This window comes from Tardibacter chloracetimidivorans, from assembly GCF_001890385.1.
Taxonomy (GTDB): Bacteria; Pseudomonadota; Alphaproteobacteria; order Sphingomonadales; family Sphingomonadaceae; genus Tardibacter; species Tardibacter chloracetimidivorans.
The window spans coordinates 2,774,002-2,797,211 of record NZ_CP018221.1; the positions used below are offsets into that span (position 1 = coordinate 2,774,002).

General features: G+C 64.0%; 27 protein-coding genes. 16 read left to right on the top strand and 11 right to left on the bottom strand.

Annotation, left to right across the window (positions count from 1 at the left end; all coding sequences use genetic code 11):
- Positions 1-3: 3 nt before the first annotated feature.
- Positions 4-537 (bottom strand): VOC family protein, encoded by a 534-nt coding sequence (locus BSL82_RS14330; RefSeq protein ID WP_072598015.1) that lies wholly within the window; start codon positions 535-537, stop codon positions 4-6.
- A gap of 81 nt (positions 538-618) precedes the next feature.
- Entirely contained in the window at positions 619-1,305 is a 687-nt protein-coding gene (locus BSL82_RS14335) for a TetR/AcrR family transcriptional regulator (RefSeq protein ID WP_162274407.1), read from the bottom strand.
- Positions 1,306-1,526: 221 nt separating this feature from the next.
- On the opposite strand from BSL82_RS14335, the gene BSL82_RS14340 reads away from it, so the two are divergent.
- From BSL82_RS14340 to BSL82_RS14350, 3 genes are all read left to right on the top strand, one after another.
- Positions 1,527-2,873 (top strand): aromatic ring-hydroxylating oxygenase subunit alpha, encoded by a 1,347-nt coding sequence (locus tag BSL82_RS14340; RefSeq protein WP_072598803.1) that lies wholly within the window; start codon positions 1,527-1,529, stop codon positions 2,871-2,873.
- 67 nt (positions 2,874-2,940) lie between these two features.
- On the top strand, positions 2,941-3,699 hold the full coding sequence (locus BSL82_RS14345) for an SDR family oxidoreductase (protein ID WP_193408612.1): 759 nt from the start codon (positions 2,941-2,943) through the stop codon (positions 3,697-3,699).
- A gap of 33 nt (positions 3,700-3,732) precedes the next feature.
- Entirely contained in the window at positions 3,733-4,038 is a 306-nt protein-coding gene (locus BSL82_RS14350; RefSeq protein ID WP_072598018.1) for a Rieske (2Fe-2S) protein, read from the top strand.
- A 9-nt stretch (positions 4,039-4,047) separates the two neighbouring features.
- Here BSL82_RS14350 and BSL82_RS14355 read toward each other — a convergent pair whose 3' ends face one another.
- The 3 genes from BSL82_RS14355 to BSL82_RS14360 all read right to left on the bottom strand — a co-directional run bounded on the left by BSL82_RS14355 (position 4,048) and on the right by BSL82_RS14360 (position 5,840).
- Positions 4,048-4,839 (bottom strand): alpha/beta fold hydrolase, encoded by a 792-nt coding sequence (locus tag BSL82_RS14355; RefSeq protein WP_226998477.1) that lies wholly within the window; start codon positions 4,837-4,839, stop codon positions 4,048-4,050.
- An 81-nt stretch (positions 4,840-4,920) separates the two neighbouring features.
- Positions 4,921-5,229, bottom strand: coding sequence for an epoxide hydrolase N-terminal domain-containing protein (locus BSL82_RS21140; RefSeq protein ID WP_226998478.1), 309 nt, complete (start codon positions 5,227-5,229; stop codon positions 4,921-4,923).
- Complete coding sequence (locus BSL82_RS14360) at positions 5,229-5,840, bottom strand: nuclear transport factor 2 family protein (protein WP_083579227.1); 612 nt, start codon at positions 5,838-5,840, stop codon at positions 5,229-5,231. Before BSL82_RS14360 ends, BSL82_RS21140 begins: the two co-directional genes overlap by 1 nt.
- Before the next feature lie 125 nt (positions 5,841-5,965).
- Here BSL82_RS14360 and BSL82_RS14365 point away from each other — a divergent pair, with 125 nt between their 5' ends.
- Positions 5,966-6,439 (top strand): PaaI family thioesterase, encoded by a 474-nt coding sequence (locus tag BSL82_RS14365; protein ID WP_158010915.1) that lies wholly within the window; start codon positions 5,966-5,968, stop codon positions 6,437-6,439.
- A 25-nt stretch (positions 6,440-6,464) separates the two neighbouring features.
- Here BSL82_RS14365 and BSL82_RS14370 read toward each other — a convergent pair whose 3' ends face one another.
- On the bottom strand, positions 6,465-7,082 hold the full coding sequence (locus BSL82_RS14370; RefSeq protein ID WP_158010917.1) for a TetR/AcrR family transcriptional regulator: 618 nt from the start codon (positions 7,080-7,082) through the stop codon (positions 6,465-6,467).
- A 26-nt stretch (positions 7,083-7,108) separates the two neighbouring features.
- Positions 7,109-7,420, bottom strand: a complete 312-nt coding sequence (locus tag BSL82_RS20595; RefSeq protein WP_072598020.1) for a putative quinol monooxygenase — start codon at positions 7,418-7,420, stop codon at positions 7,109-7,111.
- A 232-nt stretch (positions 7,421-7,652) separates the two neighbouring features.
- On the opposite strand from BSL82_RS20595, the gene BSL82_RS14380 reads away from it, so the two are divergent.
- From BSL82_RS14380 to BSL82_RS14390, 3 genes are all read left to right on the top strand, one after another.
- A complete protein-coding gene (locus BSL82_RS14380) occupies positions 7,653-10,184 on the top strand; it encodes a TonB-dependent receptor (protein ID WP_083579229.1) in 2,532 nt (843 codons plus the stop codon).
- A gap of 239 nt (positions 10,185-10,423) precedes the next feature.
- Positions 10,424-10,762 carry a P-II family nitrogen regulator gene (locus BSL82_RS14385; protein WP_072598021.1) on the top strand — a complete coding sequence of 113 codons (339 nt, stop codon included), beginning with the start codon at positions 10,424-10,426 and terminating at the stop codon, positions 10,760-10,762.
- A gap of 15 nt (positions 10,763-10,777) precedes the next feature.
- Positions 10,778-12,115, top strand: coding sequence for an ammonium transporter (locus BSL82_RS14390; RefSeq protein ID WP_072598022.1), 1,338 nt, complete (start codon positions 10,778-10,780; stop codon positions 12,113-12,115).
- A gap of 57 nt (positions 12,116-12,172) precedes the next feature.
- On the opposite strand, the gene BSL82_RS21625 is transcribed toward BSL82_RS14390, so the two are convergent.
- On the bottom strand, positions 12,173-13,018 hold the full coding sequence (locus BSL82_RS21625; protein ID WP_335743894.1) for a protein tyrosine phosphatase family protein: 846 nt from the start codon (positions 13,016-13,018) through the stop codon (positions 12,173-12,175).
- On the opposite strand from BSL82_RS21625, the gene BSL82_RS14400 reads away from it, so the two are divergent.
- The 3 genes from BSL82_RS14400 to BSL82_RS14410 all read left to right on the top strand — a co-directional run bounded on the left by BSL82_RS14400 (position 13,017) and on the right by BSL82_RS14410 (position 15,938).
- Complete coding sequence (locus BSL82_RS14400) at positions 13,017-13,556, top strand: RcnB family protein (protein WP_072598807.1); 540 nt, start codon at positions 13,017-13,019, stop codon at positions 13,554-13,556. The genes BSL82_RS21625 and BSL82_RS14400 overlap by 2 nt on opposite strands.
- A 96-nt stretch (positions 13,557-13,652) precedes the next feature.
- Positions 13,653-15,479 carry a DUF885 domain-containing protein gene (locus BSL82_RS14405; protein ID WP_072598024.1) on the top strand — a complete coding sequence of 609 codons (1,827 nt, stop codon included), beginning with the start codon at positions 13,653-13,655 and terminating at the stop codon, positions 15,477-15,479.
- Between the two features lie 33 nt (positions 15,480-15,512).
- Positions 15,513-15,938 (top strand): VOC family protein, encoded by a 426-nt coding sequence (locus tag BSL82_RS14410; RefSeq protein WP_072598025.1) that lies wholly within the window; start codon positions 15,513-15,515, stop codon positions 15,936-15,938.
- 37 nt (positions 15,939-15,975) lie between these two features.
- Here the strand turns inward: BSL82_RS14410 and mscL are convergent, their stop codons facing one another.
- Complete coding sequence (gene mscL, locus BSL82_RS14415) at positions 15,976-16,404, bottom strand: large conductance mechanosensitive channel protein MscL (protein WP_072598808.1); 429 nt, start codon at positions 16,402-16,404, stop codon at positions 15,976-15,978.
- 149 nt (positions 16,405-16,553) lie between these two features.
- On the opposite strand from mscL, the gene BSL82_RS14420 reads away from it, so the two are divergent.
- From BSL82_RS14420 to BSL82_RS14445, 6 genes are read left to right on the top strand one after another with little or no spacing between them, the layout of a single operon-like run.
- Positions 16,554-17,147: a LemA family protein gene (locus BSL82_RS14420; protein ID WP_072598026.1), complete on the top strand. Its 594-nt coding sequence runs from the start codon at positions 16,554-16,556 to the stop codon at positions 17,145-17,147.
- Positions 17,147-17,920 carry a TPM domain-containing protein gene (locus BSL82_RS14425; protein ID WP_083579230.1) on the top strand — a complete coding sequence of 258 codons (774 nt, stop codon included), beginning with the start codon at positions 17,147-17,149 and terminating at the stop codon, positions 17,918-17,920. The genes BSL82_RS14420 and BSL82_RS14425 overlap by 1 nt, the downstream gene beginning before the upstream one ends.
- Positions 17,920-18,597 carry a TPM domain-containing protein gene (locus BSL82_RS14430; protein WP_335743895.1) on the top strand — a complete coding sequence of 226 codons (678 nt, stop codon included), beginning with the start codon at positions 17,920-17,922 and terminating at the stop codon, positions 18,595-18,597. Before BSL82_RS14425 ends, BSL82_RS14430 begins: the two co-directional genes overlap by 1 nt.
- Positions 18,597-19,106: an NUDIX hydrolase gene (locus BSL82_RS14435; RefSeq protein ID WP_072598029.1), complete on the top strand. Its 510-nt coding sequence runs from the start codon at positions 18,597-18,599 to the stop codon at positions 19,104-19,106. The genes BSL82_RS14430 and BSL82_RS14435 overlap by 1 nt, the downstream gene beginning before the upstream one ends.
- A 38-nt stretch (positions 19,107-19,144) precedes the next feature.
- Positions 19,145-20,038, top strand: a complete 894-nt coding sequence (locus BSL82_RS14440) for a DMT family transporter (protein ID WP_226998479.1) — start codon at positions 19,145-19,147, stop codon at positions 20,036-20,038.
- Positions 20,039-20,066: 28 nt separating this feature from the next.
- On the top strand, positions 20,067-21,407 hold the full coding sequence (locus tag BSL82_RS14445; protein ID WP_072598030.1) for an MFS transporter: 1,341 nt from the start codon (positions 20,067-20,069) through the stop codon (positions 21,405-21,407).
- Between the two features lie 124 nt (positions 21,408-21,531).
- On the opposite strand, the gene wecB is transcribed toward BSL82_RS14445, so the two are convergent.
- Both wecB and BSL82_RS14455 read right to left on the bottom strand, forming a co-directional pair.
- Positions 21,532-22,623 (bottom strand): non-hydrolyzing UDP-N-acetylglucosamine 2-epimerase, encoded by a 1,092-nt coding sequence (wecB, locus tag BSL82_RS14450; protein ID WP_072598031.1) that lies wholly within the window; start codon positions 22,621-22,623, stop codon positions 21,532-21,534.
- A 101-nt stretch (positions 22,624-22,724) separates the two neighbouring features.
- Positions 22,725-23,168: a host attachment family protein gene (locus BSL82_RS14455; RefSeq protein WP_072598032.1), complete on the bottom strand. Its 444-nt coding sequence runs from the start codon at positions 23,166-23,168 to the stop codon at positions 22,725-22,727.
- Positions 23,169-23,210: the final 42 nt, after the last annotated feature.

The window sequence follows — 23,210 nt, forward strand, 5'->3', positions numbered from 1 at the left end:
GCGTCAGTCCAGCCTGCGCACCGGATCGCTTCCGTCCCAGCGGGCGGCTTCGGCCCTTATCATCGCAAACAGGTCCTTCATTTCCTGTGACATGTCGATCAGTTCGATCATGGTGCCGGGGAAGAGCGCATCCGTCGCGAGATAGGAAAAGCGGGATATCGGCAGCTCGCCTTCCACGGCGACATGGATGCCCGCCGCGCGGGCGGCCGCCATCTGCGCGTCATAGTCGGTCGCGACCGTGCCCAGATGGTGAACGCCCCGCCGCCCGGCGTCGAGGAAATCGCGATAAGGGGACGGATCGCTCCCGGGCCGGATCAGCTCGATCATCATGTCGCCGCTATAGGCGAGCGCGGCATGGCTCAATACGTCATACTCATCCGTCAATACCTCGTCCCGCTTCATCCAGGCGAAAGGCAGGGGCGTCGGGAACATGAAGAACGGGCCGACGCCAAGCACGCGGGTCCAATGGTCGAGCGCCGCGTCGATATCCTCCACCACATAGGCTGTCTGAAAAATCGGGCCAAACAATCGGCTCATCACTTCCTCCTTCGATGCATCCGTTCAAGCGAAGAAGGACCATGCCTCAAAGTCGGACGACTTAAAACAGTCATGACTGTTTTAAATGGCGTGCCGGTTCTCCGTGCGGCCGTGTTTTGCGCACAGCCTGGCATATCGGCGGACGATGTCCGTGCGAAGCGGCCCGACGGTGATCGAAAGCAGGTTGGACAGAAAATTGATGCGCAGTTCGTCGGCAAGCGCTGCAAGCGCGATCCGGTTCGACGCCCAATATCTGTATGTCGAAAGTTCGCCGTTTACATATCGGTCGATCGCCCTCTCCCGGTCGAGGCGGGGAAGAAGCGCGCGTTTCGGAGTGGCGTCCAGCCAACGCCCAAAACGGTCGGCCGGAAGGCTCCGGATCGATTCCAGCGCCGGTCGGATCGGGTTGACGGAAAAGAACAACGCCACCAGCATCCGGTTATAGGCGGAGTTGCGCTCGATCTCGACCGCGACGGTGTCATATTCGGCAAGGATCGAATCGATGTCGCCGCCAAGCGGATTGGCCGCCCACTCCTCTCGCAGCGCTTCGATATGCTCGGCGATCGCATGGCCCAATATGCCGTCGCGCCCGCCGAATGCGTGATAGAGCGTGCGGGACGATACGCCCGCCCTGCGGCTCAGTTCGCGGATGTTGAACCCCGGCTCGCCCGCCTCGGCCAGCAACGCCCGAGCCTCGGCGAGGATACGCCGCCGCCGCTCCTGCATCACGGGGCTGGAGTAGCGCTGCCTGCCTGCGATCCGGCTCATCTCGTTCAACTGCATCTCTCCACGCGCGTGCTGACTGGCAGCCTCTGTAGATCGCGGCGGGCCTGCCCGACAATATGTGCATCATGGCCGCCCGGCTGCGCCGACAAGTTCGATTCCGTCTTCCATAAACGAAAACATGTAGTAATATTCGTTGCAACAAGAATCGGATTCGGCGGCAGCGCCGGAAAGACGCCCGCCCCCTGTTGGAGAGGATGTATCTCATGAACTACGACCCCCGGAGCTGGGCCGTCCACGCAGGCTCTTCTTACGACTTCGACAAGCACGCGCCGCACATCGACAATGGCAGCGCGCGCCCGGATCCCGTCCGCTATACCTCGAAGGAATTTTTCGATCGGGAGTGGGAAAAGGTCTTCACCAAGACGTGGCTTCTAGCCGGGCCGGCCAGCGACGTGCGCGAGCCGGGCGACTGGATGAAGTTCGACATCGGGCCGGAGTCCTTCATCGTGGTCCGCGGCGACAATGGCGGGCTTCATGCACATTACAATGTGTGCCCGCACCGCGGCAGTCAGCTCGTGCGCGACGACATGGGCTCGCAGAACAGCTTCACCTGCCCCTTCCACAGCTGGCAATTCGACCTTGACGGCAAAAACACCCGCGTGACCGATGTCGAGACCTTCCGTCCCGAAGTGCTCTGCCACGACAAGAATCTGTCGTCGGTGCGGGTGGAAGAAGCGGCCGGGCTGGTCTTCATCTCGATGGCCGATGACGTCCCGAGCCTTGCGGAATATCTGGGGCCGGTGCTGCCGATGCTGGAGCTCTACGAGATCGACAAGATGTACGTCGTCCAGCACAAGCGTTCGGATTGGGGCGCGAACTGGAAAGGCGGCGTGGACGCCTTCTACGAAACCTACCATCTCCATGCGATCCACCCGCAGACGATGGGTATGCTGGACGACCGCACCCATATCGACCTCTATCCGGGCGGCCTGAGCAGGCAATTTGTCCCGTTCGCCCAGCCCAATTCGCATTTCCCCGATCAGGAAGGCGTGAACCCCGGCATCGCCATGATGCTGAAGGACGCCGGCATCGATCCGGAGAAGTTCGAGGGGACGGCGAAGGATACACGCGCCGCGCTCGCCTTCGCCAAGCGCGAGCGCGCGGCGCGGCTGGGGCTGGACTATAACAAGTTCAGCGACGCGCAACTCACCGACAGCACGATCTTCGGCGTCTTCCCCAATGTTCAGATCGGCTGCCATCCGGAGGCGGTGTTCCTCCACCGCTTCCTGCCGCATGCCACCGATCCGAGCCAGTTCACCTATGACACGATCATCATGTACCGGCACATCGACGTGCCGGGCTATGGCGCGCCGTTCTGGATGGGGCTTGGCGAAGAGGTGGATATGAGCGGCGAGACGCGGCCCGATGTGGTTCGGACCGGCCTTGGAGAGCCGCCGGAACTGGGGGAAGTGCTCGACCAGGATTCCGACCTGCTGCCGATCGTCCAGGCAGGGGCGCGGTCGCGCGGCTTCCGTGGTCCGCTCTGGAGCGAGCAGGAGGCGCGGCTGCGTCATTTCCACGTTGAACTCGACCGTTGGCTGGCGCGTTGATTGATGTGACGCTCTTGGAGACCGGCGGCGTCGCCGCCGGTCTTCCTCGTCTATTGGAGAGGATATGATGGGCCGGGTAGCAGGCAAGGTCGCGCTGGTGACGGGCGGCGGGTCCGGACTGGGCCGCGCCGATTGCGAGGCGCTGGCGCGGGAAGGCGCTACGGTGATCGTGACCGATGTCGCGCTGGACGCGGCGCAGCGCCTCGCCGGGGAGCTCGGCGGCGGCGCGGTCGCTTTTTCACTCGACGTCGCGTCGGAACAGGCTTGGATCGACGTTCTGCGCGAGATCGAGGAGCGCTTCGGCCGCCTCGACATCCTCGTCAACAATGCAGGCGTGGTTGCGATGGCCGATGTCGAGGAAAGCAGCCTTGAGCAGTTCCGCTGGGTCAACGCGGTCATGAGCGAGGGCGTTTTCCTCGGCTGCAAGCACGCGATTCCGCTGATGAACAAGCGCGACGGCGGCTCGATCATCAACATGTCGTCGACGGGCGCGCTCCTTGGTTATCCGGTCTATCTCGCCTATTCCGCCGCAAAGGGCGCAGTGCGGTCGATGACCAAATCGGTGGCGGTCATGTGCCAGGAAAAGGGCTACAAGATCCGCTGCAATTCGGTGCATCCGGGCGCGATCGAAACCCCGATGGTGCAGCTTGCGGAGGGACGGCCGGGCGAAGCGCAGGCCATTCCCGAAGGCGTGCTGCCGCATGGCGCGAAGGGTGCGCCAAAGGACGTGGCCAATATGGTGCTGTTTCTTGCCTCCGACGAATCCCGCTATGTCACCGGCGCGGAATTCGTCGTGGACAATGGCCTCACCGTTCGTCCGTGGTAAGCCTCATCTTTCGATGATTTGCGAAGGCTGACCATGGCCCGTGTTCTCCTGTGCCGGCTCGAAGACGTTCCCGAAAACGGGAACCGCGCCTTTACCGTGGACGACAAGGCGGTGCTCGTCTGTCGTTCGTCCTCGGGCGTGTTCGCGCTGGAGAATATGTGCAGCCATGCGACCTCCAGCCTTGAAGGTGGAAAGATGAAGGGGCCGTTCCTCTTCTGCCCGCTTCACGGAATGCGGATAGACATGAGGAGCGGTTGCCCCAGCGGCCAGCTGACCAAGAAGCCGGTCAAGGTCTATGAAGCGACGGTCGAAGACGGTCAGGTCTTCGCCGAGCTGTAAGCATCACTTCTATCGCCGCATCGGCCTGAACATCGCACGGACGTCGTCGACGATCAGCTCCGGGACTTCCGCCGGCGCGAAATGACCGCCGCGATCATGGCGGCGTTCGAACACCAGGTTGAACATAGCCTCCAGCCCGGAGCCAAGGCCGGTCGTTCCGTCATGGGTGAAATGGCTGATCCCCGAAGGCGCCTGCACCAGCGGTTCGAGGTCGTGCGAGGGCTGCCACAGATGCCGTGCGGCTTCGGCATAGAAGCGCGCGGAGGTTCCGAAGCTGTCGGTCAACCAGTAGATCATCGCCGTGGTGATCAGAAAGTCCCTGTCGAAGGCGGCCTCCAGCCCCTCGCGGCAATCGCCCCAGCTTCGCCGCCGCTCCACCAGCCAAGCCAAAAGGCCGACTGGCGAATCGTGGAGCGCATAGGCCAATGTCTGCGGATCGAGCACCTGGACGCAGACGTGAGCCGCGATCCGGCGCTGCCACGCGAGAAAGGCCTCGCGCTCCTCGCTGCCGAGGCCGGGCGGCGCAAGCGTTCCGGCGGTCACGTCCCACGGCCGTTCATGATTGAACAGCGTGAGCGGCGCGACCGTGGAGACATGGATGCCGTGAAGCTCGCCCGCATATTTGTGGCCAAGCTGGGTGGTGGTGAGACCGCCCCAATCGCCGCCTTGCGCGGCGTATTTCTCAAAGCCCAGCACTTTCGTCATCAACTGGTGCCACAGGTCGGCCGTGGTCCAGAAGTTGACGCCGGTCTTCGTCAATGGCGTGGAGAGCCCGAACCCCGGCATGGAGGGGACGATCACCTCGAACGCGTCGGCCGGATCGCCGCCGAAAGACGCCGGGTCCGCCAGCGGACGAATAACCCGGTTCAGATCCCAGAAGGTCTAGGGCCAGCCGTGCGACAGGATGATGGGCATCGGTTTCGGCCCGCGCCCCGGCTCTCGGATGAAGTGGATCGGCACATCGTCGATCTCAGTCTGGAAATGCCGGAAACCGTTGATTGCGCTGAGCTGCGCGTCCCAGTCGTACCCGTCGCGCCAGTAGGACACCAGTTCCCTCAGATAAGCGCCATTGACTCCATAGGACCAGTCGTCGTTGGCGAAATCTTCGGCAAAGCGCGTGCGGGCGAGCCGTTCGCGAAGATCGGCCAGCCTAGCCTCGGGCGGCTGGAAGCGGATCTGCTCGACCGCCATCACCGTCCGGCCTCCACAGCCCGGCGGAAGTGGTAGAGCGCATCATCGGGATGGCGGCGGCCAAGCGGGCGAAGATGGGCGAGCATGCCTTCGTCGAAAATCGATCTGGCGATGTCGCACCGGTTCCAGTCCATCAGGAGCATCCGTTCGGCAATGCGCCATTCGCCATTGCGGCGTTCGAAACGGTCGAAATAGCGGCCGCCGAAGAAGAACTCGTGCGGAATGCCGGCGACTTCGTCCCAGTCGAACTTCGCGGCATAGCTGGGGCCGAACGTGTCCTCCACCTTTGCGCGATCGCCCTTCAGCACGCAATTGGCGATCAGATAGCTTTCGCTGTGCGCGACATCGCCTTCCACCTCGATCAGCATGTTGCCGAGCGCGTGAACGGTGGATTCAAAGCGCTGTTTCGTGTCGCCGACGATATATTCGGCGAATGCGGCCGCGCCGCCATTGAAAACGCCGTGATTGTCGACGGCATCCTCCCAGTAGAGCGATTTCATCAGCTCGACGTCGCACCTGTCCAGCGCGCGGCAGTAAAGCAGCAGCATGTCGCTGATCCTGGCCCGCGAGGCGAGTTCGTCGAGCAGTGCTTCGGATTGCCCCATCATCATTCCTTACCTCCGAGGTCGAGCGAAAGGTTGACACAGGCAAAAAATAAAAACAAGCATGACTGTATCTAAATTGATGCCCGGCCGGTGGAACGCTGCGATGGCCGCCGGGGCTTTTGTCGGGGAGAATGTCATTGCAAGCCCATAGCCCGGCGGAACTGCCGCCTGCCGAGCAGCCCGATCTGGCGGAGCAGGGCTGGCGTCGTATGCATCCGGAAGGCCTGACCGGCTATGATGCGCTGCTGCCGGTCCTGCTGGTCCGCCCCGGCGATCCCGGCCGCGCGGAGGCCCGGGTGGAAACGGGGAGCCACAGCCTTAACGTGCTGGGCGGCTTTCACGGCGGCTATCTGGCGTCGATTGGTGAGCTGGTGCTCTTCCTGCCGCTGTTTCTGCACGGCAAGGTTTCGAGCCAGGGAGCGATCACGGTCGATTTCACGATTCAGTTCATGGCGGGCGGAGGTGCGGGGTCGCCGTTGCTCGTCTCGATCGAGTTGCTGCACGAGACGGGGCGCATGGCCTTTCTGCGGGGCGTCATGGAGCAGGACGGCCGCCGGGTCGCCGCCTTTACGGGCACGATGCGAAAGCTGGGCGCGGCGCGCTGACGCCCCATCCGGCTCCGCGGCCGGCCTAGCCCTTGCGGCCGCCGAGGCGGGGGTGAAGGTCGATGATCTGCTGCTCCAGATGGTTGAGCATCAGTTCGACCACATGGTCGTTCGCCAGCCCCGAGCGGTTGCGTAGCGCGAGCCCTTCCAGCACCGTCTGCGCCAGCGTGATCGCAAGTTCGAAGCGTTCCGGGTCGCTCTGCCAGTCGGCGAATATGTCGACTGCGCGAACGTCCCAGCGCGCCTGATATTCTTCCTCCAGCGGCTTCAATACCGCCGCCAGCGCCGCATCGGTCCGCGCCGCGTGCCTGATCTCCTCAAAGGCGATGGCCGTGGGCGTGGAAAGCTGGTCCCAATAGGTGCGCATGATCGCGCCGACCTGCGCCGGATCGATTGCAGTCACCCGGCCCAGCGCGCGCAGCCGCTTTTCCTGCAATTCGATGATCGTCCCGCGAATAAGGTCCGGGCCATCCCTGAAATGATGCAGCACGGCCCCGCGCGTCACCCCCGCCTCGGCGGCGACACGAAGCGGATTGGTGCGCGCATAGCCATATTTGACGAGACAGGCGATCGTGGCGTCCAGCAGCCGCTTTCGTGTGCGCTCGCTGCGAAGCTGCCGCACCGGCGTGCGTTGGGTGATCATCCTGGTCAGACCGCTTCTCCTCCCGCTCAGGGCTTCTTGTCGAGCGCGGCCACGGGAGTCCAGAACTCTTGTGCGAAACCCCGGTCGTCGATGCATTCGACCATCCGCGCTACGATTGGTCCGGACACCGGCCCGGTGCGGTGGCGCTCGTCGGCATCTGCGTCGACATAGCTTTCATAAAAGACATAGCTGTACGGATCGTCGGCAAGGGTGAAGACCTGATAGTCCAGGGTGCCGGGGTCGTCGCGCGCAACCTCCATCATGTCGGCGATAGCCTGCCGGAAGCTGGCCTCCATTTCAGGTTTGATGTGAAGGCGGGCGATGTAGGTGTAGCTCATCTCTTCCTCCGTCCAGGGCCTCGATGGTGACATATCCGCCACATAATTGAAACATTCAATCGTGCATGTTTGCATATTTGGCCCGCGGGCATTGTCAAAGCGTCTTTGAAAACAACTATTTAATATGACGCCGCGCCTCGGCTGACGGCGTGTTTCATAAAACATACAGTCATGCTTGATTTTAAATCCTCGGCCCTGTAGATCAGGAAAAACAACGCAGGGAGAGGATGCCATGTCCACACAGTTCGCGATTCGCGGCGTCGGGTTGCTCGCGCTTGCAGCCGCCATCAATGGAAATGCCCTGGCGCAGTCGGTCGAGCCGGAAGGCGCGGGCGTTCCCGCGGCCGCTCCCGCGCCTACCCAGGCGACTGCCGACGCTCCGCCTGCCGTGCCCGCTGAAACCGTGCCGGCCGAAACCGGGGTGGGTGAGGCCGGGCTTGCCGAGATCATCGTCACTGCAACGCGCCGCGACACCAATCTCCAGACCACGCCGGTTGCGGTGTCTGCGGTCGATTCGTCGCTCATCAACCAGGCCGCGCCGCGCGATATCGGCGACCTCGCCACCTTCGTCCCCAATTTCTCGGCGGCCAAGATCACCGGCTTCAACGCCGCGTCGTTCGCCTTGCGCGGCGTAAGCGTCAACAACATCATCGTCTATTATGAAGCGCCGGTCGGCGTTCTTCTCGACGACTTCGTGATGCCGTCGGTCCAGACCCAGCTTCTCGACACCTTCGACATCGCGCAGCTCGAAGTGCTTCGCGGCCCCCAGGGCACGCTGTTCGGAAAGAACACCACGGGCGGCGCCGTGACCGTCCGCACGAAACGGCCGGAGCTTGATCGCATCGGCGGCGAGGCGCGCGCCACCTATGGCAGCTTCAACGCCTATCAGCTCCAGGGCGCGCTGAACCTTCCGATCATCACCGACGTGCTTGGGCTGCGCCTGGTCGGCAGCTACGCCAAGTCAGACGGCTATATGCGCAACGGCTATTGCTATGGCCCGGTCGTCACCTTCGGCCCCAGCAAATATGCAGGCGTCTCCGGGTGCGGCGACGGTCGCCGGATCGGCGGCACGGATGTATTTTCCGGCCGCGCCAAGCTGCTTTGGGAGCCCACCAGCGACATCTCGGCGCTGCTCCAGTACGAGATCATCCGCGACAATTCCGAACCGGCGGTCGCGATCGAAGACACTCCCCCCGGCAACAACTTCCTGTTCAACGTGCTGGGCGTCGGCGGCGCGCGCAACACCGGCGATCCGCTCGACCGGCACGGGCTGACCTTCCGTGAAACCGAATATATCGAGACCAGCAAGGCGCGCGTCGACGTGGACGGCGTGTTCCTGAACGTGAACGTCGATATCGGGCCGGGCACCATCACCAATGTCGCGGGCTATCGCTTCCAGCGCTCGCGCCTGCCGAACAGCACCACCGGCATGGGCTCGATCGTCGCGCCCGACGGCGATGAACTCGCGCTGTTCGACCTCAACCGGTCCGACAACCGCAAGACCTGGCAGGAAGAGTTGCGCTTCGCATCCGACTTCGGCGGCCGCTTCGATTTCGTCAGCGGCGTCTTCTATCAGCGTGAGCATGTCGATTTCTGCGTGGCGCAGGTGCTGGGATTCCAGGATCTGGTTGGAGCGACAACGCCCTATGGCGCATGGGACGACAATCCCTTCGTGCTCTGCAACGATCAGCGGTCGCGCTCGACCGCCGTCTACGCCGAGGGCACCTACAAGTTTACCGACGATCTGACGCTCACGGTCGGCGGCCGCTACACCTGGGAGAAGAAGAAGTGGCGGGGCCGCCAGCAGTCGTTCGTGCAGGACATCACCGGCGATCCGACGATGACCTGGCGGGACGTCTCGCTGATGGAACTGAATGACTTCGGGCGCTTCCCGACCGGCGTCGTCAGCAACAGCGCCTCGTTCAAGGAGCCGACATGGCGGGTGAGCCTGGGCTATCGCTTCTCGCCCACCATCTATGGCTATGCGACCTATTCGCGCGGTTTCAAGGGCGGCGGATATAATGACCAGATCGGGTCGTTCGCACCGTTCGGCGCCAATCTGGACGCCTTTGCCGCAGCGGCCGCTCCGACCGATCCGGAAACCGCCGACAGCTATGAAGCGGGCGTGAAGACCGAGTTTCTGGACCGCCGCCTTCGCTTCAACCTCACCGGCTTCTATGTGAAGTACAAGGATCTGCAAAAGCAGATCGTCACGCCGCTATCCGTCAACGGGCAGACCTTCCAGGTGACGCGCTTCTTCAACGCGGCTGCCGCAGAGGTGAAGGGCATCGAGGCCGAAGTCACGGCAATCCCGATCGAAGGGCTGACGCTGCGCGCCAACCTTGGCTATCAGGACGGCAAATATAATGAATATGTGACCCCGCTGCCGGCCGGCTATGATCTGGCGACGGCCCCGCTTGACCGCGCGCCCAAATGGCAGTGGGCGGCCGATGCGGCCTATGAGCATCCGATCGGCGACATGGGGAGCGTGTTCCTGAACGGAAACGTCGCCTATACCGGGCGCAACCTGTTCAGCCAGTCGATCACCTCGCCCGACGAGAACGCCTATCTGCAGGCGCGGACGGTCTTCAACGGCTCTATCGGCTTCAAGGGGCCGGACGACGCCTATTCGATCCGCCTCATCGGCCGGAACCTGACCGACAAGCGCTATCGCGTCAGCCAGCTTATCGTAGGCGGGCTCTGGACCTTCTCGAACTATGCCCCACCGCGCAGCTGGGCGATCGAGGGAAGCTTCAAATTCTAGGAGACCGTTCTGCTGGTCCCCCCGGGCCGGGCCGCGCAAGCGGTCCGGCCTTTCTTTTGTGGGGAGGCTACGCTGCGCTGCACCAAAACAGTGCCTAGTTTTTATGCACCGTGTCATTTCTGCTTAATTTGGCGGCGGTGAGGGCGCTTCCCGCAGCCAGAGCGCCGCTGGTCGAGGCCGATTCATAACTGGCACGATTGGTGCACGTATCCCCGCTGCAAGCCAGCGAGGGAGGCAGAATGAAACTCATCATCGCTATCATCAAACCGTTCAAGCTGGACGAGGTGCGCGACGCGCTCTCCTCGTTGGGGGTTGCGGGGATGACAGTCACCGAGGTCAAGGGCTTCGGGAGACAAAAGGGGCAAACCGAAATCTATCGGGGCGCCGAGTACAGCACGAACATGGTCCCGAAGATCAAGGTGGAAGTCGTGACCGCCGACGATCTTGCGGACCGCGCGGTCGAAGCCATTCAGCAGTCGGCCAACACCGGCGCCATCGGCGACGGCAAGATCTTCGTGCTCGACGTCGGTCAGGCCGTGCGCATCCGCACCGGCGAGACCAACGAAGTCGCGCTCTAAACAAACGGGGGAAGCATGAATCTATTGCACAAGATCGGGGCGGGCAGCGCGATGTTCGCCGCCTCCGCCTTTGCCGCGATGCCGGCCTGGGCGCAGGAAGTGGCCGAGGAGGTCGCGCCCGTCGCCGACAAGGGCGACACCGCCTGGATGATGGTTTCGACCGTCCTCGTCCTCATGATGATCCTGCCGGGCCTGGCACTGTTCTACGGCGGTCTGACCCGCACCAAGAACATGCTGTCCACCATGACGCAGATCGGCGCGGCGGCAGCGCTCGCCATGCTGATCTGGGTGATGTGGGGCTATACCATGGCCTTTGGCGATGGCGGCAACGCCATCATCTCCGGCTTCGGCAAGGCCTTTCTGAACGGCGTCACGCCCGACAGCATGGCCGCCACCTTCTCCGAAGGCGTGGTCATCCCGGAATATGTGTTCATCTGCTTCCAGATGACCTTTGCGGCGATCACCGTCGCGCTGGTACTGGGCGCCACGGTTGAGCGCATGAAGTTTTCAGCGACGATGATCTTCGCGATCATCTGGCTGACGATCGTCTATTTCCCGATCGCGCACATGGTGTGGGCGGGCAACGGCTATTTCTTCGCGCTTGGCGCTCTGGATTTCGCTGGCGGCACCGTGGTCCACATCAATGCGGGCGTCTCTGCGCTGGTCGCATGCCTCATCCTTGGCAAGCGCATCGGCTACCAGAAGGAAGTGATGGCGCCGCACAGCATGACGATGACGTTCATCGGCACCGGACTGCTGTGGGTGGGCTGGTTCGGCTTCAACGCCGGTTCGGCGCTGGAGGCCAATGGTTCGGCCGCGCTTGCGATGATCAACACCTTTGTCGCAACCGCATCGGCGGGCCTGTTCTGGATGATCGCCGAGCGTCTGAGCGGCCACAAGGGCTCGGCCCTGGGCTTCTGCTCCGGCATCATCGCCGGCCTGGTCGCCGTCACTCCGGCGGCGGGCAACAGCGGCCCGTTCGGCGCGATCGTGCTTGGCGCGGTGGCTTCGGTCATCTGCTTCTACGCGGTCAGCATCCTGAAGCCGAGGCTTGGCTATGACGACTCGCTCGACGCGTTCGGCATCCACGGCATCGGCGGCATGATCGGCGCGATCGGCACCGGCATCGTCTATGCGCCGTGGCTCGGTGGCCCCGGCGGCGACGACTTCAGCATCGGCTCGCAGCTTGTCATCCAGATCCAGACCGTCCTCGCGACGATCGTCTGGTCGGCTGTCGGCACCGCGATCGCGATCTTCGTCGCCAAGGCGCTTACCGGCCTCCGGGTGACCGAGGAAACCGAGCGCGAAGGGCTCGACCTCGGCGAACACGGCGAGCGCGCCTACAACTACTGACGGGGTTCCTCCTGCGAACGACTGGGCCGGGGCATCGCTCCGGCCCATTTTTTATGTTCAACTCTTCGAGGAAAGTTGCGTCAGCGCGCCCATCAGCGGGGAAAGATCATAGCCCTGGGCCGCAGCCTTCTCCGACAGGCTTTGCGGTGAATCACCCATCGACGCGCGGGCGAGCGACCAGAGATTGGTCGAGCGCGTGCCGGAACGGCAGAACGCCAGCACCGGCCCGTCCGCGGATTCGAGCGCGGTGCGCATTGCTTCCACCTGTTCCATCGAAAATCCGCCGCTGACCGGAATGGCGGCATAGTCCATGCCTGCCGCCCGCGCGGCCGCCTCGATCTCGCTGCCGCCCGGCTGCCCCGGGGCTTCGCCATCGGGACGGTTGTTGATGACAAGGGTGATGCCCGTGGTTCTCGCCTCCGCAAGATCGGCCGGGGCGATCTGCCCGGCGACGAAGGTCTTTTCATCCAGCTTCTTGAACATGCCTGCATCCTGTGGCCGCAACTCGGATGGCGTCCTTATCGGGGCCGCGGGCCGGGGTTGCAATGGCGGGACGGGCGAGCCGCAAGCTGAACGGCAAATTAACAGCTTGCCAAGCAGCGAATCACCGATAGTATGACGCGCCATCCACGGGAGAGGATGCCTAAAGAAAAAGCCGCCCCGAAGAGCGGCTTTAAGTTTAGGAGAGGATGCCTGAAAGGCATGGTCTTTGTGCACCGCACAAAGAGATTCCGCAAGTGCGAAAAGCTCATCGCTGATTGCGAAAATTGCAATCCGCTGATCGCTACCCGCCTTCCCTGCTTTACAGATGCTGACTGCGTCATTCCGGCTCCGTTCAGCCGGGAATCGCGATGGTTCGATCACGGCCGGAGCCGCCTGGCCCGGCAGCAGGAGGTTGAACATGCGATCATTTATATTAGCCGGTCTGATGGCGGCGACCGCGATGCCCGCCGTTGCTTACGCCGATTCGCCATCGCGGGCCGAGACGCGGCACGACCGGAGGGAAATCCGACAGGGGATGCGCGAAGTGCATCAGGGCCGGCATGAGGTGCAGCGCGACATGCGTCGGGGCGATTGGCGGGAGGCCCGCGAGGATCGTCGCGAACTGCGCGAGGACCGGCGGGAGCTGAGAGAAGACCGCCGCGACTATCGCGAGGACCGGCGCGACGCCTGGCGCGACTATCGCAGCCGCAACCGTCACGTCTTTCACCAGCCGCGCTACATGGGGCCATCGGGCTATCGCTATCGTGCCTGGCAGCCCGGCTGGCGTATACCGTCCGCCTATTACGGCCCGCGCTACATCATCGCCGATCCCTGGCATTATCGGCTTCATCGGCCCGCGTCGGGCCATCTGCGCTGGGTCCGCTATGGCGATGACGTGCTTCTGGTGGACGTCCGGAACGGCATGATCCGCGAGGTGATCCGGGACTTCTTCTGGTAACTGTCGGGGCGGGGTGGCCGGCGTCTCGGCCGCCCTTGCCTGCTATCAGCCGCCTCATTAGCATCGGGTCATGGTCCCCCTAAGGATTTCCCCCCGATGTCAAAATCTTCGATCCTGTGCGCGGCCGCCGGCCTCGCCCTGCTTTCCGCCTGCGCGCAGCAGTCTCAGCCGCCCGCTGTGAGCAGCGCACCTGCGATCGCACCCGCCGCCAGCGCGGCCGGGCAGCTTCGCGCACTTCTGGCGCAAAGCGATGAGGCCGATCTGAAGCGCAATCCGCTGAACGCGCTCTACCGGGGCGACATGCGCTATGCCGGGCAGTTCGGCGATCATCTGTCCGACGCCTATCTGGCGGCCGAACGCGCGGCCGCCGAGGAAGATCTGAGGCGGCTCGCCGAGGTTGACCGCAGCCGGCTTTCGCCCACCGATCAGGTGATCCACGACACGTTCAAATGGCAGCGGACGCTGGACCTGCGCGGTCTCCAGCCCGATTTCGCGCTCATCGGCGTGCAGCTGCCGATTGATCATTTCAACGGGATGCACATCTACTTTCCCGATCTTTCGTCGGGGGAGGGCGCAGCGCCCTACAAGACCGTCGCCGATTACGACCACGGGCTGTCGCGGATCGACGGATTTGTCGCCTTTCTGGACGCGGCGGCCGTGCGCATGCGCGAAGGCGCCGCGCGCGGTGTCACCCAGCCCAGGCTCGTTGTTGAAAACATGATCGGGCAGCTCGACACGCTGATCGCGCAGGGCGTGGACAAGTCCACCTTCTACGGTCCGATCCGCAACATGCCGGAGGGCTTTACCGACGCTGAAAAGGCGCGGCTGACGCAGGCCTATCGCGAGGCGATTTCCGGGAAGATCGATCCAGCCTACAAGCGCCTTCGCGATTTCCTGAAGACCGAATATCTGCCGCGGGCGCGGGCGAGCGTCGGGTTGAGCCAGATGCCGGGCGGCGCGGACTATTACGCCTATCTGGTGGAGCGGCAGACGACCACCGAGATGACGCCTGACGAGATTCACCAGCTTGGCTTGAGCGAAGTCGCCCGGATCAAGAAGGGCATGGAGGAGATCAAGAACCAGGTCGGCTTCAAGGAGCCGCTGGCCAAGTTCTTCGACTACATCCGCACCGATCCCAAGTTCAAACCGGAAAGCGCCAAGGCGCTGGGCGACGGCTACCGAGCGATTGGGGAGCGTGTGGCCGCCGCCGTGCCGAAGCTGTTCTCCACCGTCCCCGAAGCGCCGCTCGAGATCAGGCCGGTGCCGTCCTATATCGAAAAGACATCGGCCGGGGCCTATTACATGGCCGGCACGCCCGACGGATCGCGGCCGGGCATATTCTATTACAACAGCTACGACCTGCCGTCGCGCACCACGCCGGGCATGGAAACGCTCTATCTGCACGAAGCCGTGCCGGGGCATCATTTCCAGATCAGCCTCGCGCAGGAAAATGATGAGCTGCCCAATTTCCTGCGTTTCGACGGCAATACCGCCTATGTCGAAGGCTGGGCGCTCTATTCCGAAAGCCTGGGGCGGGAGCTTGGGCTGCTGACCGATCCCTATCAGCGCTTCGGCTCCTATGACGACGAGATGATGCGGGCGATGCGGCTGGTCGTCGACACCGGCATCCACGCCAAGGGCTGGACCCGCGATCAGGCGATCGCCTACATGCTCGCCAATTCATCGATGGGCAGGACCGATGCGACCGCCGAGGTGGAGCGCTATATCGCCTATCCGGGGCAGGCGCTGTCCTACAAGGTGGGGCAGATCACGATCCGGCGGCTGCGCGACAGGGCCGAAGCGGCGCTTGGAGCCCGGTTCGACATCCGCGCCTTCCATGACCAGGTGCTGACGACGGGCGCCTTGCCGATGGAGATTCTTGAAGCCAAGATCGACAACTGGATCGCATCGCAAAAGGGCTGAACGCAGGCGCGACCCGCCTGACAGGGAGGATGAATGCCGGCTGATCTGGGCTTCACCCATATCGCACTGGTGGTCGCGGACATGGAGGCGAGCCTCGCCTTCTATGCCGATTATGCGAACATGCATGTCGTCCACCGCCGCAACGGCCAGGGCCGGGGCGATGTGGTCGCGTGGATCAGCGACGGAACGCGGCCTTTCGTCATCGTGCTGATCCAGCAGCCGGGGCTGAAGGATCGTCCGCTCGGGCCGATCGGCCATCTGGGGGTGGCTTGCGCCAGCCGCGAAGACATCGACCGGCTGGCCGCGCGCGCGGCGGAGGCGGGTATCCTGCTGAAAGGCCCCGAAGACTGGGGCGCGCCGGTTGGCTATTGGGCCTATATCGCCGACCCTGACGGCAATGTGCTGGAGATTTCGCACGGCCAGCAGGTGGAGCTGACCGTGGAAAACCGGCCGGGTTGAGCAGCCACGCCCGGCCATTCGTTCCGTGCGTAGTCGGCTAGGGCCGCTTCTTCAGCTCGTCCCTGATCTCGCGGAGCAGCAGCACGTCTTCCGGCGTTGCGGCAGGCGTTGCCGGCTTCCTTTCGATCAGCCGGTTGGCGAGCTTCACCATCAGGAAGATGATGAAGGCGAGAATGATGAAATTGACCGTCTGGGTGATGAACTCACCATAGCCCAGCACGGGCACGCCCGCCGCCTTCAGGGCGGCATAGTCGCTCAACGAGCCCTCATAGGCTTCAGGTACATCCGCAAGCAGGAAGAACTTGCTGGAGAAGTTGAGCCCGCCGAAAACGCGGGCGACCACGGGCATGATCACATCATCGGTCAGCGATGTGACGATCTTGCCGAATGCGCCGCCGATAATGACCGCGACCGCCAGATCCAGCACATTGCCGCGCGCGATGAACGCCTTGAACTCGCTGAGCATTTTCATCCCCGTCTATTCGACATCGCCCGTAACGAACCGTTCTTTGCCTTGGAATGCAAGTCTTTTGCGAAACAAAGCCCGATTGCCGATGCAACGGCTACGCCCTAAGATCGTTGCGCTTCCAGCACGGCCGGTGAAAAGGAAAATCCATGTCTCTCCGTCGCTTCGGCAAGATCATGCTGCCTGCAATGCTTGCGCTGTGGCTGACCGCCTGCGGCATCAACGCCATTCCCACGGCGGAGGAAAACGCCAAGGCGAAATGGGCCGATGTGCAGAACCAGTATCAGCGCCGCGCCGACCTGATCCCCAATCTGGTCGCAACCGTGCGGGGCTATGCCGAGCAGGAGCGCGAGGTGCTGGTGGAGGTGACGAACGCGCGGGCGCGCGCCACCTCGGTCAATGTCTCGCCCGAACAGTTGACCGATCCCGCGGCGGTGGAACAATTCTCCCAGGCGCAAGGCGCGCTCAGCCAGTCGCTCGGCAGGCTGCTGCTGGTGGTGGAGCGCTATCCGGATTTGAAGTCCAACCAGAACTTCCTTGCGTTGCAGAGCCAGATCGAAGGCACCGAGAACCGCATCGCCATCGCGCGGTTGGACTATAATCGCGCGGTGCAGGACTATAACACCGAAATCCGCACCTTTCCGTCGATCGTGGGCGCAAGGCTGATCTATGGCGCAAAGCCGATGGTGCCGTTCCAGGCGACTTCGCCAGGGGCGGAACAAGCGCCGAAGGTCGAGTTCTGATGACCCGCATCCGGGCCGTCGCGGCGGCCCTGCTGCTTTGCCTGTGGGGTGCGGCGGCACTGGCCGCGCCTCAATTTCCGCCGCTTTCCGGCCGCGTGACGGACGCCTCCGATCTGCTCGACCCGGCGCAGGAGCAGGCGCTTGGGGCAAAGCTGGAATCGCTGGAAAAGCAGACCGGACGCCAGCTTGTGGTCGCAACCATTCCCGATCTGCAGGGCCATGCTATCGAGGATTACGGCTATCAGCTTGGCCGCGCCTGGGGGATCGGCCGCAAGGACGTGAACGACGGGGTGCTGCTGATCGTGGCGCCCAATGAAAAGAAGGTCAGAATAGAGGTCGGCTACGGGCTGGAGCCGGTGCTGACCGACGCGCTTTCAAGCGTCATCATTCAGCAGGCGATATTGCCGCATTTCCGTGAAGGCCGGATGGCGGAAGGAATCCTGGCGGGCGCGGACGCGCTGATCGCGCAGCTCCAGCTCCCCGATGAAGAGGCGCAGGCCCGCCACGCCGAGGCCGCACGGCTTCTGGCGGAGCGCGACCGGGGCACGGGCCCTGCCGGGTTTTTCTGGATCATCGTCGTGGCGGTCATCCTCATCGTGATCTTCAGCAATCGCGGCGTGGGCCGCCGCTTCCGGGGCGGGCGGGCTCCCGTGGTGCTCTGGGGGCCGGGGCTCGGCGGCGGCTGGGGCGGCGGGCGCGGCGGCTTCGGCGGTGGCGGATTTTCGGGTGGCGGCGGCAGCTTTGGCGGCGGAGGCGCATCGGGCGGATGGTGATGACGGTCGATCCCGGCGACCACCAGCGCGTCACCGCTGCCGTGCGCGAGGTGGAAACGCGGACGAGCGGGGAGATCGTGACCATCGCCGCGCGGTCGAGCGACCATTATCTCGACATGGTGCTGGCATGGGGCGTGCTGGCGGTGTTCCTTGCGCTTGCGACTTTGGCCGCATTGCCGCCGCCGATGGTCGAGCGGCTGCATGGGGCGGCGCTTGGCTGGCAGGCGCAACTTTCCCATGGCGAGGCGCTGGCAGCGCTGATCCTGCTGCTGGCCGTGAAGTTTGGCGCGGTGTGCTGGATCGTGTCGCTTCGCCCGGTGCGGCTGGCGCTCACGCCGCGCGCGATCAAGGCCCGGCGCGTGCGGGCGCGGGCGATCGACTGTTTCCGCGTCGGCGCGGAATGGCGCACCGTGGGGCGAACCGCCGTGCTGATCTACGTTTCGCTTGCCGAGCATCAGGTGGAAATCGTCGCCGACCGCGCGATTCATTCCAGGGTGGAGCCGGAGGAGTGGGGACGGATCGCCGCCGGCCTGGTCGATGCGCTGAAGGACGGGCGGCCGGGCGACGGTCTGGTCGCTGCGGTGGAGCAATCGGGCGAACTGCTCGCCCGGCACTTCCCACCAGACGTCCGCAACCCTAATGAGCTGCCGGACAGGCTGATCGAAACAGGACAGTGATGACGGCAAAGACGGTGTGGAGCGGTCGCTTCCTTGAAGCGCGCGTGGATGAAAGCTGGGAATATGTCGTCCGCACCGGCTCGATCACCGCAGCGGTGATTCTGGCCGTGGACGACGGGCATGTCCTGCTGGTGGAGCAGTATCGCGTGCCGCTGGGCCGCAACTGCATCGAGCTTCCGGCCGGGCTGGTGGGCGACGAGGACGAAAGCGAGAGCGTGGAATCCTCCGCCGCGCGCGAGCTGGAGGAGGAAACCGGCTACAGGGCCGGGTCCGTCGAGGTGCTGGGGGAGTTCGCCTCCTCGCCGGGCATGACGTCGGAGACCTTTCATCTGGTGCGCGCAACGGGGCTTCAGAAAACCGGCGACGGCGGTGGCGTGGACGGCGAGAACATCACAGTCCATCGCGTGCCGCTGGGCGAAGTCGCGGCCTTCATCGCTTCAAGGCGGGCGGACGGATGCGCGGCCGACGCCAAGCTGCTGCCGCTGCTGGGCCTGTTACAGGCGGTTTGAGCGCGGGGGCGGCCTGCAACGGTGGTCAGGAGAGATTCGTGCAATCGAGCAAAACAGCCGGGCGCTTCGCCTTTCCAGCGATGATCCTCGGCTCGTCATGCCTTGCGCTCGGACCCTGGATGGTCCGGGTGGCCGATGTCGGGCCCCTCGCCTCCGGCTTCTGGCGGCTGGCGCTGGCCGCCCCGCTTCTGCTGCTGCTTGCGCCGATGACGGGGCAGGCGTTGCCGCGGCTGGACCGGCGGCTGGTCGCGATCATCTGGATCGCGGGCGCTGCCTTTGCGCTTGATCTGGCCTTCTGGCACGAGGGCATCTTGCGTACCCGGCTCGCCAATTCGACGCTTGTCGGCAACGCCACCAGCTTCGCCTTTGCGGGATGGGGCTATATTATCGCTCGCCGTCTCCCCAGCAGAACCGCCGCCATGGCGCTGACACTGGCGTTCCTTGGGCTGGTGCTGCTGATGAGCCGGTCGTACCAGATCAGCGCGGACAATCTCTATGGCGACCTGCTGTGCCTGGTGGCTGCGCTGTTCTACACAATTTATCTGATCGCGATCGGGACGTTACGCGGGCGTCTTCAGCCGATGCCGACGCTTGCGCTTGCAACCGTAGCCGGCGCGGCGGTCGCGTTCATCGTGTCGTCATATGGCGAGGCCAGTATCCTGCCCGGAAGCTGGGGGCCTTTGCTGATGCTCGCCGTGTCAAGCCAGGTCGTCGGACAGGGGCTGCTGGTCTATGCGCTGGGCCATCTGGAGCCGGTCGTGGCGGGGCTTTGTCTGCTCGTCCAGCCCGTCATCTCCGGCACAGTCGGCTGGATCGTCTATGGCGAAAGGCTGGGGCCGGTGGAGTTTATGGGAGCGGCGATGATCGGCACGGCGCTGGTCCTGATCCGCAGGCCGAACCGGGCTGTTCCACCGCCCGCCCCAATCGGCTAAGCGCGCATAAGATCGGCGGTAAGAGCGTATGCAGGCATCCATATCACTTCTTGGCAAGCGCCGGTTCCTGCCGCTGTTCGTCACGCAATTCCTCGGCGCGTTTAACGACAACCTGTTCAAGACGGCGCTGGTGCTGCTCGTCACCTTCCACATCTATAGCGATGCGGCGAAGGAAGCGGCATTCAACGCAATTGCGGGCGGGCTGTTCATCCTGCCGTTCTTCCTGTTTTCGGCGCTTGCCGGGCAGCTTGCCGACGGTAACGACAAGGCGCGGATCATCCGCATCGTCAAGACGGCCGAGATTGCGATCATGCTGTTCGGCGCGGTGGGGCTGCTGCTGCCGTCCGTCACGCTGCTGCTTGCGGCACTGTTCGCCATGGGCGTGCACTCCGCCTTCTTCGGCCCCATCAAATACGCGATCCTGCCGCAGCATCTGCGCGAGAAGGAGGTGCTGGGCGGGACCGGACTGGTGGAGGCGGGGACCTATGCGGCGATCCTCGGAGGGACGATCGTCGGCGGAATCATTCCACCGGCGGCGGCGGCCGGCATGGTGCTGATGGTTGCGGCCGCCGGGTGGCTTGCCGGGCGTCAGGTGCCGCCCGCGCCTCCTGTCGTGGAGGACCATCGCTGCGACTGGCACATCGTCCGCGCCTCCATCCGGCTGGTGCGCGACGCAATGCGGGTGCGCCGGCTGGACCTAGCGATATTGTGCATCTCCTTCTTCTGGGCCGTGGGCACCATATTGGCGAGCCAGTTCCCGCCGCTGGTGAAGAACGAGTTCAACGCCAACCAGCAGGTGGCGACGCTGTTCCTCGCCTTGTTCTCGGTCGGGGTCGCGGTCGGATCGATCGCGATCAACCGGCTGCTGAAGGGCGAGGTTTCGGCCCGCTTCTCGCCGGTTTCGGCGCTTGTGATGAGCGCTTTCATCATCGATCTGTTCTGGGCGGCGTCGCACTGGACGCATGGCGGCGACGGCACGCTCAACCTGCGCCAGTTCATCCGCCATCCAGAGGCGATCCGGGTGATGTTCGATCTGTTCGGGGTTGCCGTGGCGGGCGGGATGTTCGTCGTCCCGCTCTACGCCTTTCTCCAGATCACCGTGCCGCCGACGGATACGGCGCGGACGATCGCTGCCAACAACATCGTCAATTCGGCCTTCATGGTCATCGCGGCGCTGTTGGCCGCGCTGCTGGCGATGCTGAACTTCTCGGTGCCGCAGATATTGCTGCTGGTGGCGGTGGGCGGAATCCTGGCGTCGTTCATCGCCTGGCGGCTCCACCGCGTGTGCGAGACGGCGCTATGCGAAGAAGAACGAGAAAAAGACGAAGCCGCCCGTAAAGGTGAAGGCAAAGGCGCGGACATCGTCTGACAGCTGCGGTATCGCCGCCGCCGATGAAAGGTCGAAACTATCCAGCCATTGCCGCATGCGCCTGCTCCATTCCCGGAAGCCGACGCTAACATTTTGTTAACCATGTTTGAAGCCCGGGCGGGTCCTACCGCCGCAGCCATTCCGCGATCCGCGCGGCGATACGCGGCGCGGCGGCTCCGTCCCCGAACAGGGTGGAGCGGGGGAAGCGGCCCTTCTCCAGCATTTCGCCCGCCGCCGAAAGGATCGCCTCCGGGTCGCTTCCGGCAAGCATTGCCCTGCCGTCTTCAACCGCTTCCATCCGTTCGGTCCGGGTCCGGAGCACCACAACGGGTATGCCCAGTGTGGCGGCTTCTTCCTGAAGGCCGCCGGAATCGGTGACGACCAGCGCAGCGCGCACCAGCAACCGCACGATCGCGGCGTGGTCTATCGGCGCGGACAGCTGGATGAGCGGATCGCCGCAAAGCATATCCGCCAGTGGCTGGAGATCAGGCGCGGGGTGCAGCGGCAGGATGACCGGCAGCGCATGCGCGTGTGCGACCTTGCTGATGCCCCGTGCGACGCCTTCCAGCGCCTTGCCCCGGTTCTCGCGCCGGTGGACGGTCGTCAGGGCGAAGCGGCCGTCGCCGATGCCGGACAGCAGGGCCTCTGCCGCCGGGCTTGGCCTAGGGTCTTCCAGCGCGCTCATCAGCCGGTCTATGCCGGTGTTGCCGGTGAGATGGACAGCGCCGCTCGCCACGCCTTCGGCCAGCAGATTGTCGCGCGCGCGGGGCGTCGGCGCGAAATGGAGTGTTGCCAGACGGGCGATGGCGCGGCGGAACAGCTCTTCGGGAAACGGCTCGGCTATCGAGGCGGTGCGAAGCCCGGCTTCCACATGGGCGATGGGGATTCCCAGGCGAAACGCGGCCAGCGCCCCGGCATAGGCGGTCGCCGTGTCGCCCTGCACGATGGCAAGCGCCGGGTCGACGTGCCCCAACGCCTCGGCAAGGACAGCCGCGGCGCGCGCCAGGAAACGGCCGGGCGGGTCGCCCTCCTGCATCAGCCCGAGTTCCATGTCGGGCGCGATGTCCGGCAGCATCTGGTCGAACAGCGTCTGGTGTTGACCGGAGGCGATCAGGCGAACGGCCCCAACGCCGCCATGCCGAAGCGCATCGATGACCGGCAACAGTTTCAGCGCTTCGGGACGCGTTCCGGCAATTACGGCAATGGTCGGCAGCATTTTCTGAACGGGTCCGCCAATCCATTGAAATCGTTAGGCTGTTCAAGCCTGACGATAAGCGGTTCCTTCGTCAACGCCCCCTTGGAGGTCCCCCTTGTGGATCAGACCTCATAGTCCGAAAGCAGCCGCGCGATGTCGTTCACCGGATGGCCCGTCAGGTCCTTCGGGATTTCGGCGATCACGCGATCGGCCGTGCCGTTTGGATAATGCTGGCGCAGCCGGCCCAGCGTGCGCGGCGGCGCGATGACGACGACGTTGTTGCCGTTGATCCGGCTGTGATCGCCCAGAAAGCCGGCGACTTCGGCAATGAAGCGGTCCTCCGCCTGTTCGTGAAAATCGGTTTCCTGCATTGCGCTGCGTCCCGGTCCCACGCTGGAATGGCTGCGTCCGGGACGGTCGGTCCCAAGCTCGCGGTCGGGCGGGATGTTCTGCGCTTGCTGCTCGATCACTTCCAGCCGGAGATTGAACGCCTCGCCGCGATTTTCCAGCAAAAGCATCTTGCCGCCATCGGCAACCAGAACGGTCGTGCCACGGGGTACCCGCATCGCTTGCTCCTCATTATTGGTTCGCTATTGAAAGCCCCTCTT